Below are 14,523 nucleotides of genomic sequence, written 5' to 3'. Positions count from 1 at the left end.
AGCGCCGCATCCGCAGGTAAAAGCGGATCGGCGCTGCCATCTTCGCCATCGATTATTTCGGCGGACGGACTATTCGGCCGCCTCGACGCGCGGCCCGCCCAACGCACCGAGTGCCTCCAGCGCCTTGCGGATCGCGGCCTGCTGCGCGCTTGATGCCTCCGGCATCGGCGCGCGCGGATATGTCGTGGGCAGGCCCTGGAGCGTCTGCGCATAGCGCGTGCAGGCCGGCAGATTGTCGGCGATGACAGCATTCCACAGCGTCAGCAGCTTCTTATGCAGGTCGAGCGCGCGCGGATGGTCGCCCGCCTTCACCGCATCCCACAGCGCGACGGAGGCATGCGGCGCCGCGGTCAGGATCGCGGCGATCGAGCCGTGGGCCCCGAGCGTGTAGGAAGGATACATCAAGGCATCGACCGCGCTGTAGATCAGCTTGTCAGGCGGCATCATCATCAGGTCGGCGAACAGCTTGAGATCGCCCGCGCTCTGCTTGACGCCGACGACCAGCGGCACCTCGGTCATGATCCGCGTCAGCAGCGCCGGCGACAGATAGGACCACGGCACCACGTTGTAGATGATGATGGGCATGCCGGTCTCGTCAGCGATGGCGCGAAAGTGCGCCACCATCGCCTCATCGTCCGGCTTGAACAGGTAGTGCACCGGCGTGACCTGGAGCGCGGCGACATTCATGTCGCGGACCAGCTTGCCGCGGCGGATCGCATCGCGCGTGGAGTCCACGATGATGCCGGCGATCACGGGAATGCGCCCCTTCACCGCCTCCACCGTCGCGGCCACCAGGTCGCGATATTCCTCGTGATCGAGCGTGTGTCCTTCGCCGGTCGAACCTCCGGCGGCAACACCATGGGCGCCGGCGCCGATCATCCAGTCCACCTGGGGCGCCACGAGCCCGAAATCGATCTCGCCGTCCTTCCGGAACGGCGTCGTCATCGGCGGGATCACGCCGGTCGGTCGTACCTTCATGCTCTGCCCTCGCGTTTCCTGTGGTGTTGCGGCAGCCCCGCTCTTTTGACGAGTGCCCGCAACGCCATGAATCGTATCGGCCGTGCGGGCCTTGTGAAGTGGCTCATACGCGGCGCGGCCCTGACAATCGATCATTCCTGGGGTTCCTGCGGGTTCCCCGTATTTGTCCGGCTTCGGGTTAATGGCAATTTTTTTACAATCCGAATCGCCAAATGAAGGTGGACGCTAGGTTGAGTCGGTCAGGCCAGCGTGTCGTTTGTGTCACAGGCTCTGGCACTCCGCTTGCATCCTCTTCGTGGTCAGAAACTACCGATGAGGTGACAGGAATGTTCGTGACCGTCGTTGCCGTGCTCTGCCGGCTTGGTGCATCTGCCTCGGGCGCTTGTGTCGAGGAGATCGTGACCGACAGCAATATGACGCCCGAAATGTCGATGATGCAGTGTGCAATCGGTGCACAGGCACCGCTTGCGAAATGGATGGGCGAGCATCCGATCTATCACGCCAACTGGCGCCTCGAGCGCTACAAATGCGTGCCGGGTCACTACGAGATCAAGGGCCACGCCTAAGGCCCCGCAAAACTACTGATACCAAGACGACCGAGGAAACGCCCCGGGGGCCGCCTTTCTCCCCCGCGCGGGCACCGCCAGCGCCAGACCCACCGTGGCGGCGCGCTTTGTGACAATCGTCACGCTCTCCCCCTCAGGCAATCGCACGCAAGATGATCGCACGCGCCTGCCGCCCCTCCGGCGTCGGCATCAGCGCATAATTGTGCGGCTGGTCACGGCGCAGATGCAGCTCGACCGGCACACCCACGGCCCTCGCCCGCTCCGCAAGATCGACGCTGTCGGGGTAAAGCAGATCGCGCGTGCCCGAGAAGATCGTCATTGGCGGCAGCGAACGGAACGCGCCGTTGAGCGGGCTGACGAAGGGATGGCCGACATCGAGCTCGCCGGCATAGAGGCGTCCCGCCTCGAGGATCCCCGGAATGTCCTGCATCGGATCGCGCGCCGCGATCTCGACCTGCTCCGGACGGCTGACCGACGCATCCGCCGCAGGCGAGATCAGCACCATCAGGTTTGGCTGCCGATGTCCGCGATCGCGCAGCCACTGGCAGGCGGCGAGCGCAAGGGCCGCGCCGGCCGAATTGCCGACCACCGTGACCTTTGCGGGCCCGGCATCTTCCAGCAGCATCCGCAACAGCTCGGCCGTCCCCGGCACGACATCCTTGGCGGTGGCGCGCGGCGCAAGCGGATAGATCGGCACGACGCAGCAGACGTTCGCCTGCCGCGTCATCTGGCCGACGAAGCGCCAATGCGCGGGCACGATCTCGTTGATGAAGCCGCCGCCATGCAGGAACATGACGTAGTTGCAGTCCTCGTGTCCCGCTGACGGCGCGGTGTAATAGACCGGCCATCCGCCCATCTTCGTCAGCGTTGCCTCGACGCCGCGGCCGAGGCCCGTCGGCTCGAACGAGGCCGGCTCCAATGCGAGCTTCTGCACGTGTGCCTGCACGGCTTCGGCTGATGCCAGTTGCTTCTTGAACGGAAGAAGGCGCAGCAGCAGGTTGAAGGCGCGGCTTTGCAGGCTCGGCGCGGGATCGCGCGGCGCCCGCGCACCGAACACGTAGCCACCTGGGCAGAACTGAAATGCCGACACAAGTCTGGCAACGCTCATGGCCACATCCCAATCTTGCTCTTTCGATACGGCGACGAAGAGGCTTGCCGACCCGCCGCCACTCGCGGATATAATGCGAGCATTCACTCGCTTTTCCTACTCGCATTCAGATCACAAGGCCGTGGCCAGAAAATCGCCCACAAAACCCCGGAAAAATGCCTCGCAGCAGCGATCCCGCGCCACCGTCGACGCGCTGGTCGAGGCAACTGCTCGCATTCTGGTCAAGGAAGGCTTTGAGAAGGCGAGCACCAACCGCATCGCCGAAGTGGCCGGCGTCAGCGTCGGCTCACTCTACCAATACTTCCCGAGCAAGGAGGCCCTCGTCGCCGCCGTGATCGACCGTCACAACGAGGAGATCATGAGCATCGTCCGCACAGCGCTCACCGAAGTCGCCGACCTGCCCATCGACAAAGCCGTGCGAAAACTCGTGACCGTCGCGATCGAGGCCCACCGCATCGACCCGAAACTGCACCGCGTCCTCGCCGAGCAGATCCCGCGCACGGGCCAGCTCAAGGACGTCGAAGCCTTCAACCGCGAGGTCCACGCTCTCGTTCGCACCTATCTCGAAAGCCGCCGCAACGAGATGCGCAAGATCGACCCGGGCCTCGCCACCTTCATCTGCGTCAGCGCCATCGAGGCCGTAGCGCACAACACGGTGCTGAACCACGCCGAGATGCTCACGGAGAAGACGGTACGGACCCTGGTGGACGAGACGACGCGGATGGTGGTGGGGTATTTGAGGTAGGTGGAACGATGTCTGGGGCTTGCACGCGACCTGCTGGCCGCGAGGACAGGTTACGCTTCATGGCGCGGGGAGAAGACAACTCCGCTCCGGACGTTCATCCCACGAACCGGCATGATGACATCATGCCCCTGTTTTGCCCGACGGGTCAAATCGATTCGGAAAACCGTTATCCGCCCATGGCCTCGCTACTGTGCATGGGGTTGTTTTCGGCATTTTAGGCTGGCCGCCCCCTAAGCAGCCATCCGCTACTGATCGCCGCGCATGCGTCACCGGCCGGGGCGCTCTCCACGCCGACGGTCAATCCACCCGACAGATGAGTTGGAAAAAATGGTCGGAGCATCGGCTGCGGCTGTAGCGGCGAAAAAATCAATTAGACGATTCACATAGGTGAATGCGGGAACCCTAAGGATCGGGAAAAATCGGCAATCCGGGGCTGGCTAGGCCATTTGATCTCGGAACTATTGAAACCCGGACGGGGCCGCTGATGCCGAGTCGGCGGCCCTTGTTTGCGAGGAACGACAGGGCGTTTGCCACGTTTTCCCGATGCCCTTCCCCAAGGGCACCCTGAGTGGCCCCAGCTCCAGCGCCCCCCGTATCCCCGCGAGCTGGGGCTTTTTTTGTTCCCTGCTTAGCGATGTGTTCTTTGCGTTCGCGGCGTGTTCTATGGGACCGAATTCCTTGACCTGTCCCAAGCGGGGCCGGCCGGGCCCTGAATTAGGACGTTTCGAAATTTAACTTAAAACCCTGAGCGTTAGCTACGGACAGTAGCTATTTTGCATTAAGAACAGATTGCGAACCAGGTGCTCCGCCAAACGAACATACGGCGTGAGGTTCAACCCCAACGGAACGCGCGCGCTTCCCTGAGCGTTTTTAGGCAGCAGATCTTTCAAGTCGGGAGGACGTTCATGAAACGCCACCGGTTCAAACAGGATAGAGCGATAGGCGAACGGCTCATCGAGGAAGCGCGGTTAGCGAGGGAAAAGGCAGGTCAATTGCCGGCAGGGGCCGCGGAGCGTGAAGAGCTTTTGAAGAAGGCCCGCGAAGCCGACATCGCCGCCCACATTGATGAATGGCTAACCTCGCCCGGGTTGCAGCCACCAAAGCTAGGAGTATGATTCTGGGTGATTTGCAAACCAAGGGAGGTGCATTTGGCAGCCAACCTAGTTTTGAGAATTGCCATCATCGGACTGGGCGTCTTTTCGACGGTTCTTGCGTCCATGCTGTACTTCAATCTGTAAGAGAAGGCCGCCTCGGTTGGCGGCCTCTTTCATTTCATGAAGGCGGGTTCTTCATCACCGTCTTGCTATCACGCCAGCGTCCTAACAGCACGAACGGAAACCCCAGCCAGATCCGTTCTGTCGATTCGTGGCTGCGGTGCGGTCCGCTAAGACCGGCCCTCCGGGCTCCAAAGGATTGCCCCTTTTGGACAGTCATGTTTTCCCACTTCATCGGCATATATTGAACTCGCCAACCGGGCTGGTTTCCCCTTCCAGCCCCAGCCCGGAGAGGCAGGCGGCCCTACCGCGCGATCAGCGAGGCAGGGTCGCTGCGCGTCATAGAAGGCGGCCTTTTTCGGACGACGAATCGCTCTCCTCTACCGAAGAACTATGCTTAGAGTGCGCCGCTGCCCAGTCCTTCGAAGTTGAAGCAAAGAAGATCGACCTCGGCTCCGGTGAGATCGGCTCGAAAAAATCGGCATGTGTATTCAGTCTGCTTCCTGCTCGCACGGTTGGATGCCGCTTCAGTCAAGAAAATGCACTGTCTGCAACTATTCGTATGGTGACGATTTTGACGCGCGTCTAGCTGCCGCAAAATTTGACTGAGCAGGTCGCGAAAGTTGTTTGCACCAACTTCAAGCGTCGCAATGGCATGGATGAGCGGTGCGATGGGATCGCTGGCAAGAATTTTCTCTCCTCGGGGCGTCACATCAAGGATGACCGAGCGCTTGTCTTGGTCGGCGCTTTTGCGCTGAAGGTAACCCTTGTCTTCAAGACGCTTGACGGTTTGAGAAGCGGTGGCCCGAGAGGCGCCGACGAACTGGGCTAGCGCGGACGGGGTTCGTGAGAACCTGTTTGCACGAGCAAGAAGTCTCAACGCCATCCATTCTCGATCAGTCAATCCGTGCCGGGCGCCATCAAAATGCCAACCGCTCGACGTTTGCACCAACAGATCGACCGCTTGCCGCGCTGCCGTGATCATCCCCGCCCCTCTCATGGTCCGGCAGATTTACCTGGCGGAACCTTACATTGCATGTAAAGCGGGGTTGAACGACTATACGAAGGTTTGCAATTGGTGATTGTGTATTCACAAAAACCGCTTTGAACGCGAGTCACAGGCCAACGGACAGTGGGTCAGAAGCGGTCGATGCTGCAAGCCACCGGAGACGTCAGTTAGGGGCCAGTTCCGGACATTGCTTAGGGGCCGCAGTGTCTTCGTGTGACGCCACCTGTTTCCAGGATGGGTCAGGTGACGTAGAATGCTACTGCCCCTTGAAGCGGGACGTGCCGAAATCGCCGTCCGGGCAAACGAGCAGCACTGGTGCTATCGGCAGGCACACTCCCCTTAGAGACCGTTCTTTTTTCGGTTTCGCACCACCGTTCACCACGAATTTTGCGCGCTGCGTTTGCGGCGGCTCGTTCGAGTAATGTCGGGAGGAAAGCGATGGGAAAGGTCGATCGAAGGTCCGCACTGGGAATCGGGTTGGCTGCAGTTTCGGCTGCCATGGTCAAGCCAGCCGCCGCTCAAGCCACAAGCTACAAGGATACGACGCCTTGGCCAGGTGTCGTGGTGCGTGAATATGAAGGCGAAACACCATCCCTGATCCCAGGTTTTAAGACCGTCTCAATGCGCGATATCATTATGCAGCCGGGGTCGAAGACCATGGGGCCCCCGATGATGAATGCCATGGTCTGCCATATCACCGAAGGGGAGCTTCGGCTTGAGCAGGAGGGAAAGACCTTTACGGGCAAGAAGAATTTTGTCTGGACCTGCAACAAGGAAACAAAAGAACAGGCCTACAACGACGGGAATGTGGTCGCGATTATGCGGATCACCGACCTGAAGGCTTAGCGCTCGTTTCTTCGCAAGAGATCGATTGTGGGAGCGGATGGCGCATGCGACAACGCGCCATCCGCGTGCAGGACCCGCCTCGGGTCAATCGCGTCGAGCCTCAGAGATCGATACCGACCACGATGTTACGGCCCATCAATTGGGCAATCCGGCGCGATGATACGGTATCGGTGGGCCAGATTCGGAATCAGATTGCGGAACATGTGTGAGGATGTCGGAAAGCCGTGTAGAAGGAGAACGACGGGCCCATCTGCTGGCCCAGCTTCGCGGTAGAACACGTTCACGCCGCTGATGGCGGCCGTGCGGTAATGAACGGTTAAATCGCCTGCGCTGCCGCCGGGCGTTGGCCCGCAACGATGAGCGGGCGTTGCCCCCGGTCCACATGCGGAAGCCGTGGACCTTCCGAACGATGGATGTGCGCTTACAATAGTTAAGGCGATGAGAGTCGCGCAAGAAAGGCGCATGGCAACTCCTTTATTTGGTACGTCGTTCCTCAATCCCGATCACCTCACGTCCACGACTTCCGCGATTACTGCCGTACGTTCGGCCAGTTCGGGAATCTTGGCCAAGTAGGCTTGGTAATGCTGCGAGGCTCGATGCGCTTCGACCGCAGTGACATCTCGGTAAAGCTCATCAAGGACGTAACGATGATCGTTCGAAGTGTCGCGCCAAACGTCCCAGCGCAGATTACCGGGCTCTGCCCTGCACTGCGGGGCCATACCGACAAGCAATTCTCTAAGCTCATGGTTCTTGCCCGGATGAGCAATCAGAATGGCGGTAATTTTTGAAGGCATTGTTCAAACAGACTTTTTTTGGAGCGACTGCTACCTCAGGGCCAGCCAAGCTATGCTTGGCGGCTTACTTTCTGAGTGCTGCCAGGAGCTCCTTCGCGAGGAGCCCGGCCGACGCGGGATTCTGGCCAGTGATGAGGCGTCCATCGACGACGACGTGAGGTTGCCAGTTAGCTACGGACGTATATTCGGCGCCCTCTGCCCGCAGGGCATCTTCCAGTTCGTAGGGAACGTCTTCGCGCGCGTAGTCGTACTCTTCCTTCTTCGAGAACGAAGTCAGCTTCTTGCCCTGCACGAATGGCTTGCCGTCGCCAAGGTCCACCCCGAGAAGCGCGCACGGACCATGACAAACGGCAGTCACAAACTTGCCCGTAGTCCAGGCCCGCACGACTGCATTCTGAACGATGGGGTTACGCTGGATGTCGACCATCGGCCCGAGCCCGCCGGGCACGAGAATGGCATCAAAATCCGCAGCATCCACCTCGGCAAGTTTGCGGCTGCGATTGAGGCGGCGAAAAGCCTTGCTTTCAAGGAAGGCTTTCTCCGCAGGATCTTTCTCGTCGTATGCATCATACGGCGTCCATCCACCTCTTAAAGACGCGAACTCAACAGCGATGCCTGCCTTGTCAAGAACATCGAAGGGATGCGCGACCTCAGCGAAAAAAAAGCCCGTCTTGCGATTTTGCGGACCGATCACCGCTGCGTTGCTGACGATAAACAGGACATGTTGAGTCATGATGCGTTTCCTGGAGGTGTCCACAAAGGGCGGAGCGCTAAATCTGTCGTCGCTATGACACTACCCGGTCAACCAAGAACCGTATTTCCGAATCCTGCGGGATCATGAGCAATCACTGCGGTACTCCGGATCGGAACGATCGGCATTCACCTCGATCTGGCCGCAGCACAATTCGCGATACTGCCCCGGAGTGAGGCCCGCGGCCTTCCGGAAGACGCGCGTGAAGTTTGCTTGCGAGCCAAAGCCGAACTCCAGGGCAATTTGGACCAAGGACAGACGGTCGCGCGCGAGTTCGTGCCGCGCAGCCTGGACGCGGCGATCGGTCACGTAACGGTGCGGTGACAGTCCGGTCGCCTCGCGAAACAGCCGGGAAAAATGGTAGGGGCTGAGGCAGGCCCGAGCCGCCAGATCATCGAGTCTGATTTCGTCTCGCAGGGAAGCTTCGATATAGTCCAGCACGCGCTGCAGGCGCCGTGGATCGAGTGACGGCGACCTGTCGGGCGCGCGCCAGCGGTCGATCGTATAATTGCCCAGAAGATGCGCCGCGAGGGCGACTTGAATTCCCTCCACGAACAGCGCGTCGGTCGGCTGGCGCGGACGATGAAGCAGATCCCGAAGCGGCGAGCAGATGTGGAAGAGCACCTGGTCCGTCAGACCGTGGGCGTAGGCGATCTCGATCCTTGCTGGAGCGATATTGAAGTCCGCAAGCGCGCTCTGGTCCAGCAGCGCTGGCGGAAGGTAGAGATGAAGACATTCCATCCGGTCCGAAAGTTCGAGATGACTCTCCTGCGTTCCCACCGGGACAAGGTAGCTCATGCCGGGGCGCGCGAGGCTCTTCTGCACTTCACCGTTGCCGGTGCGACACACCATCCCGCCGCCTGACAGCAGCATGACCAGCTCGGTGCAGATGGGAACGGGCGTCGCCTGGCGCCCGGCCTCAAACTTGCGATGCTCGATGCTCAGCCCCGGCCAGTCGTTAGCCGCGGCCAGCTTTTCGCTGTTCTGATATTTCTGATCTCCATGCGTCACGAGCGCCATGACGACCTCCGCTGGTTGCGGCGAATCCCGGCCCCGTATCGCGAGCGAGCGATCATTCCATCCGGTGGTGAGTTGCAGCCCCGGCCGCTGCCACGCCGATCGCGAATTTCTCACAAGCCGCGTCAGCGAAGTCCAGAGGCGCCGCGGTTAAAAGAGGTAAAAGGCAGACAAAGCAAAGGCTTGGAGCGGCGCACGATCGGCTTCTGAAGCCTGTCTCGTCGCGGGATGAGCAAGATGCGTCCGTCATTGCGCAGGAATCGGAAATACCGCAATGCGCGCCTGCGCTAGTGAAAGGCTCATCAACGGCAATGCCGCCGTATCGAGGATCGGAGCCTGTTATGAAGACGCTTATCTTTGCGCTTGCTGCAATGTCGTTCGCAACGGCCTCCGCCGCCGTCGCGGCCGAGAGGACCGTATCCATCGTCCTCGTCCACGGCGCCTTCGTCGATGGCTCGGGCTGGAAGGACACCTACGACATTCTCTCGAAGGCGGGCTATGAGGTGCTCGTCGTGCAGCAGCCGACGATCTCGCTGCGTGACGATGTCGCGGAGACCGAACGCGTGATCGCCAAGGCGCGGCATCCGGTCATTCTCGTCGGGCATTCCTATGGCGGAATGGTCATCACGGAAGCGGGCGACAATCCGAAGGTTCGCAGCCTGGTCTATTTCGCGGCATACGCGCCCGATGCCGGCGAGTCGGTCAGCACGCTGTCGGAAGTACCCGTGCCGCCCGGCGAGCACAGCGCTCCGCTGGTCACTGAGGGCAATTATCTCTTCGTCGACCGCGACAAATTCCCGACCTCCTTCGCCGCCGACGTCGATGCCGCAACGACCCGCTTCATGGGTGCGGCGCAATTGCCGTTTGGATTGCAGGCGGTGCAGACAAAGGTCGACCGCGTGGCCTGGAAGACGAAGCCGACCTATTACATGGTCACGAGCGAGGATCACATTATCCCTCCGACCTTACTGCGCACCATGGCCAAGCGATCGGGCGCGAAGGTGACGGAGATCAAGAGCAGCCACGCGGTGATGCTGTCGCATCCGCGCGAGGTCGCGGCGTTCATCAGAAGCGCAGACACCTCCGCAACCGACTGAGATCGGCCGCGCTACGTGCGGATGCGCTCGCCTATCACGGACAAGGACTCGCGACATGACCCTCAAGGATATTCTGCCGGGAAGACTTGGCTTCGGCGCCGCGCCGCTCGGCAACATGTTCCGCGACATCCCCGAGCAGGAAGCGCTCGCAACGGTGAATGCGGCCTGGAACGATGGCATCCGTTATTTCGACACCGCGCCGTTCTACGGCGCGGGCCTCGCCGAGATCCGCATGGGGGCTGCGCTGGCCGGCCGGCCGCGAAGCGACTATGTCGTCAGCACCAAGGTCGGAAGGTTGATCCTGGACGAGATCGAGGATGTCGGCGCCCGCGACCTCGGCGAGAAGGGGGACGTGTTCAAATACGGGCGTCCGAACAAGATTGTGAACGACTATTCCCGGGACGCGACGCTGCGCTCGATCGAGGAGAGTCTGAAGCGGCTCGCGACCTCCCACATCGACATCGCCTTCGTGCATGACGTGGCGCAGGACTTTTACGGCGACGAATGGCTTTCGGTGTTCGAAAGCGCACGCAAGGGCGCGTTCAATACGCTCGACCGGCTGCGCGACGAAGGCGTGATCAAGGCATGGGGCCTCGGCGTCAACCGGGTCGAGCCGATCGAACTGCTGCTCGCGCTCGAAGGGCCGCGCCCCGACGGCTTCCTGCTCGCGGGCCGCTACACGCTGCTCGACCATGCAAGGGCGCTTCAGCGGGTGATCCCGATGGTTGCGGAGCATGAGCTCGCGATCGTCGTCGGCGGCCCCTACAGTTCGGGCGCGCTCGTCGGCGGCCCGAACTTTGAATATGCGCCGGCGCCCCCGGAAATCATCGACAAGGTGGGGCGGATCAAGGCGATCGCCGACCGCTACGGTATCAGCATGAAGGCGGCGGGCCTGCAGTTCGCGCTGGCAAACCCGGTGGTGGCTGCGGTCATTCCCGGCGCGAGCCGTCCAGGCCGCATTGCCGAGGATCGCGCCGCGCTCGAGGAAGTCATCCCCACCGATTTCTGGCGCGAGCTGCGCTCGGCGGCGCTCGTCAACCCCGCAGCTCCGCTCCCCCACTGAAGTGCAGGTGAAAGAGTGGTTCGCCAGGCTTCTCAAACTCAGTGATGAAGCGTCGAGGTTGTGAGCACGGCGGTTCGTGGCAAGCCTAAAAAATAGCCAGAGGCGCCCCGCACAAGCGGTTTTGCGCGACAGTCGTGCAATTCAGAACGGCTTGCTTCAACAAGTTTGCAGTGCATGATAATACCAAGCGATCTCTTCGATCGATTGGCAATGCAATGCGGACTGCCACACGGCAACGGAGCGCACCTCGACAGGAGCTGACATTCAGCTTCGGTCCGTTTCGACTGGTCCCCGGCCGTCAGTTGCTTCTTCTCGACGAGCGCCCCGTCAAATTGGGCGGACGTGCGTTCGAGCTCTTGCGGCTGCTGGTGCAGCGCCGCGGCGAGCTGGTCAGCAAGAACGAGCTGATGGCGGCAGCCTGGCCGGGCAGGTTCGTCCACGACAGCAATCTTAAGGTCAATATGTGGAGCTTGCGGCGCTCGCTGGGAGACACCCAGATCGAGCCCATCTACATCGCGACCGTGGCGCGGTGCGGGTACAAGTTCATCGCCGATGTCCAGGTCGGCATCGGGGAGATCGAGGAGGAGCCCCCGCTGGCCGATCCGCTCCCGCTTTCGCACCCGCCATTGCCGCGCGGCATTGTCGGCCGCGAAGCCGACATCGTCGAAATCGCCGATGTGCTCGCTGAGGACAGGCACGTGACCCTGGCCGGCGCAGGAGGGATTGGTAAGACGACCGTAGCCCTGGCCGTCGCCCAGGCGTTTGCGCCAAGGTATCGCGACGGCGTCTGCTTCGTCGATCTCGCGACGATCTCCGATCCTACTCTGTTTGGCGCGGCGCTGGTGACGGCACTCGGTATCCGAGGCAATACGGACATGGGGCTGGCTGCTGTCCTCGACTATCTGAGACCGCGGCAGATGCTGCTCATCCTCGACAATTGCGAGCATGTGCTGCCCGCCGCCATGATCTTTGCCTGCAAGTTCATGACGGACACATCGCCATCCCGGCTGCTTGCCACGAGTCGCGAGCCGCTCGGCACCACCACTGAGCATGTCGTGCGGCTTGGCTCTCTACCTTCTCCGAGATCCGGCACTGGACTGTCGGTTGATCAGGCTGTCAGGTTCCCGGCAGTGGAGTTGTTCGTCCGCCGCGCCGCCGAATGGTCGGACTACGAGTTCGTCGACGATGATTGCGAAGCCATCGCCGCGATCTGCCATTCTCTGGACGGACTTCCACTGGCCATCGAATTGGCTGCGGCTCAGATCGGCAGGTTCACTCCGCGGGAGTTGTTGGTCATCCTCGATCAGAAGCTCGGTTTTAGCGCGGCCAGGACCGACGCCGCGCCGCCGCGACATGAAACCCTGATGGCGACGATTGAGTGGAGCTTCCGGCTGCTGTCGCCGAAGGAAGCCACGCTGTTCACCCTGCTGTCTGTGTTCAGTGATGGATTCGAGGTCGAGGATGCGGTCTTCGTCGCGGAAGCGGCCGGGCTCACGCCAATCGACGTCGTGACTGGACTCGGCAGCCTCGTCGCCAAATCACTGTTGAGCGCGCAGGCCCGGGGCGCGAGCCTGCGCTACCGGCTGCTCGACAGCACACGCCGCTATGCCGCCGAGCGGCGTCAGGTCGACCCGGCGTGCGGCCAGGCGCTGCGCCGCCATGCGGAGCGCATGGTTGCGCTGTTCGAGCAGTCCGAGGAGGAGTGGAACTGGCGCGAGCCGGCTGATTGGACCGAGCGCTACCTCGGCCGCATAGCCGATCTGAGAACCGCGTTGTCATGGTCGTTCGGCGACCAGGGCGACGCCATACTCGGCATCAGGCTTGCGGTTGCGGCGATCACCCTGTGGTCGGAAACCTCCATCCTGTCGGAGGCGCAGGCGCGGCTAGAGGGCGCACTCGCCCTGGCCAAGAGCGTGGCGTGCGACGATCTGTCGAAGGCAAAGCTGGCCTGTGCCCTCGGATGGAGCCTGTTCTACGCCCGCAAGAGTTCGAATGAGAACGAGGTCGCCTGGCTCGATGCGATCGCCTTCGCAAGGCGCGCCGGCAGCATCGACTATCAGCAGCGCGCGCTAGTGGGTTTTGCATTCTACCTGCTGCAGATCGGCGAAGTCGCGCGTGCCATAACCTATCTTGAGGAGGCCACCTCGCTGGCTGATCGGGACCGCGATTTGACGGCGACATCCGAAGCCGACAGGGCCTTGGCCTGGGCCCGCGCCTTTGCAGGCGAATTAAGCAAAAGCCGCCCGGTTCTCGATCGCCTCGCGGCAACCTATTCGCTGGCGGAAGGCCGTTCGCGCAAGGATGCGAATGAGGTCTACCGCTTCATCACTGTCCGCTTCAATCTGCCCTTTGTAGCGTGGATGCAGGGGCAGGCCGACTACGCCGCCAGGCTGGCGCGCGACGCCGTTGATGCTGCGGACCGCGGGGGCCATTGGGTATCGGAGTCGAACGCACTTGGGCTCGCCGCACTTCCTATCTCGCTCGAAACCGGCGATCTTGACGCGCTCGAGATCTTCACAGAACGGCTGCGTCGCAACCTTGAACGCGAGCGCATCTCGCGCTGGGTTTCAGTCGAGCGCTATTTCTCCGCCTGCCTGCGCGACTTGCGCGGCGATCCGCGCGCGGTGGAGGATATTCGGGCCGCGATTGACGAACTGATCGAATGTCGCTTCCTGATGCGGATCGGCAGCTATCTGGCTTTCCTCGCTCGCGCTTATCTGCGGCAAGGGCGAATCGCGCAAGCGCGTGACGCCATCACGCGAGCCATCGACTATCAGGAAAGGCAGGGCGAGCGCTGGTGCCGCTCGGAACTTCAGCGGATCAACGCATCTATCCTTCTCGAGGACGGCGAAATTGTACGAGCTGAAGAACTGTTACAACTGGCGTTGGCTGAAGCTCGCGCTATTGGCGCGTTGACTTTCGCGCTTCGGATCGCCACCGACCTCGCCGCTCATTGGGCGGCGACAGACCGCGAGATAAACGCGGTTCAATTGCTCGCTCCGATTCTCGGCGAATTCACCGAAGGGTTTGGTACGCAAGACCTTGTCCGTGCCTCTCGATTGTTGACTCAGATAGAGGACGGTACAAGTGGCGTAGGACTCTAAAAATGCCCCCGAGCTCAAGTTGATGCAACTGGCAAGACATCGGTCAGAAGGGCTACGAGTTCTGATTGGATATTTTACTCACCTTCTGGAGGGCGGCAAATGCCTCCGGCACCCGCTGCTCTCGCGGATACTTCCGCTTCTGGCCCTTTTCGGACCTTAGGGGATGTCCGGTTTGAGTCCGCAAAGCGCCGGATAGCGGACATGGGTCCAGCCACGCTCGCGAGCCTCGAT

13 protein-coding genes and 1 pseudogene are annotated in these 14,523 nt (G+C 61.4%); 7 read left to right on the top strand and 7 right to left on the bottom strand.

All coding sequences use genetic code 11. The features are described from left to right. Positions 1–69 precede the first annotated feature (69 nt). The gene (locus XI08_RS07005) at positions 70–978 is read right to left on the bottom strand and encodes a dihydrodipicolinate synthase family protein (RefSeq protein WP_271573877.1); all 909 of its coding nucleotides are present in this window, start codon (positions 976–978) and stop codon (positions 70–72) included. Between the two features lie 326 nt (positions 979–1,304). Between XI08_RS07005 and XI08_RS07000 the strand changes: the two genes are divergently transcribed. Beyond that, positions 1,305–1,544, top strand: a complete 240-nt coding sequence (locus XI08_RS07000) for a hypothetical protein (RefSeq protein WP_027547402.1) — start codon at positions 1,305–1,307, stop codon at positions 1,542–1,544. Positions 1,545–1,677: 133 nt separating this feature from the next. On the opposite strand, the gene XI08_RS06995 is transcribed toward XI08_RS07000, so the two are convergent. Further along, the gene (locus XI08_RS06995) at positions 1,678–2,652 is read right to left on the bottom strand and encodes an alpha/beta fold hydrolase (RefSeq protein ID WP_271573876.1); all 975 of its coding nucleotides are present in this window, start codon (positions 2,650–2,652) and stop codon (positions 1,678–1,680) included. 121 nt (positions 2,653–2,773) lie between these two features. On the opposite strand from XI08_RS06995, the gene XI08_RS06990 reads away from it, so the two are divergent. Next, complete coding sequence (locus XI08_RS06990) at positions 2,774–3,397, top strand: TetR/AcrR family transcriptional regulator (RefSeq protein ID WP_271573875.1); 624 nt, start codon at positions 2,774–2,776, stop codon at positions 3,395–3,397. Between the two features lie 905 nt (positions 3,398–4,302). Beyond that, entirely contained in the window at positions 4,303–4,512 is a 210-nt protein-coding gene (locus XI08_RS06985; protein ID WP_271573874.1) for a hypothetical protein, read from the top strand. 496 nt (positions 4,513–5,008) lie between these two features. Here the strand turns inward: XI08_RS06985 and XI08_RS06980 are convergent, their stop codons facing one another. Further along, positions 5,009–5,596: a MarR family transcriptional regulator gene (locus XI08_RS06980; RefSeq protein ID WP_333927110.1), complete on the bottom strand. Its 588-nt coding sequence runs from the start codon at positions 5,594–5,596 to the stop codon at positions 5,009–5,011. A 462-nt stretch (positions 5,597–6,058) separates the two neighbouring features. On the opposite strand from XI08_RS06980, the gene XI08_RS06975 reads away from it, so the two are divergent. Then, positions 6,059–6,466: a hypothetical protein gene (locus XI08_RS06975; RefSeq protein WP_027547406.1), complete on the top strand. Its 408-nt coding sequence runs from the start codon at positions 6,059–6,061 to the stop codon at positions 6,464–6,466. A 140-nt stretch (positions 6,467–6,606) separates the two neighbouring features. Here the strand turns inward: XI08_RS06975 and XI08_RS06970 are convergent. From XI08_RS06970 to XI08_RS06955, 4 genes and pseudogenes are all read right to left on the bottom strand, one after another. Continuing rightward, positions 6,607–6,930 (bottom strand): annotated as a pseudogene (locus XI08_RS06970) (alpha/beta fold hydrolase); the annotation flags it as partial. Between the two features lie 39 nt (positions 6,931–6,969). Continuing rightward, complete coding sequence (locus tag XI08_RS06965; RefSeq protein WP_271573873.1) at positions 6,970–7,260, bottom strand: putative quinol monooxygenase; 291 nt, start codon at positions 7,258–7,260, stop codon at positions 6,970–6,972. A 64-nt stretch (positions 7,261–7,324) separates the two neighbouring features. Next, on the bottom strand, positions 7,325–7,993 hold the full coding sequence (locus XI08_RS06960; protein WP_271573872.1) for a type 1 glutamine amidotransferase domain-containing protein: 669 nt from the start codon (positions 7,991–7,993) through the stop codon (positions 7,325–7,327). A 102-nt stretch (positions 7,994–8,095) separates the two neighbouring features. After that, complete coding sequence (locus XI08_RS06955) at positions 8,096–9,031, bottom strand: helix-turn-helix domain-containing protein (protein WP_271573871.1); 936 nt, start codon at positions 9,029–9,031, stop codon at positions 8,096–8,098. Positions 9,032–9,369: 338 nt separating this feature from the next. Between XI08_RS06955 and XI08_RS06950 the strand changes: the two genes are divergently transcribed. From XI08_RS06950 to XI08_RS06940, 3 genes are all read left to right on the top strand, one after another. Continuing rightward, positions 9,370–10,125, top strand: a complete 756-nt coding sequence (locus XI08_RS06950; protein WP_271573870.1) for an alpha/beta fold hydrolase — start codon at positions 9,370–9,372, stop codon at positions 10,123–10,125. Positions 10,126–10,180: 55 nt separating this feature from the next. Beyond that, positions 10,181–11,188, top strand: a complete 1,008-nt coding sequence (locus tag XI08_RS06945) for an aldo/keto reductase (protein ID WP_271573869.1) — start codon at positions 10,181–10,183, stop codon at positions 11,186–11,188. A gap of 302 nt (positions 11,189–11,490) precedes the next feature. Next, entirely contained in the window at positions 11,491–14,292 is a 2,802-nt protein-coding gene (locus XI08_RS06940; protein ID WP_271573868.1) for an ATP-binding protein, read from the top strand. The last annotated feature ends 231 nt before the right edge of the window (positions 14,293–14,523 follow it).

This window comes from Bradyrhizobium sp. CCBAU 11361, from assembly GCF_028128935.1.
Lineage (GTDB): Bacteria > Pseudomonadota > Alphaproteobacteria > Rhizobiales > Xanthobacteraceae > Bradyrhizobium > Bradyrhizobium niftali.
This window is presented reverse-complemented; position numbering and strand designations above follow the sequence as displayed.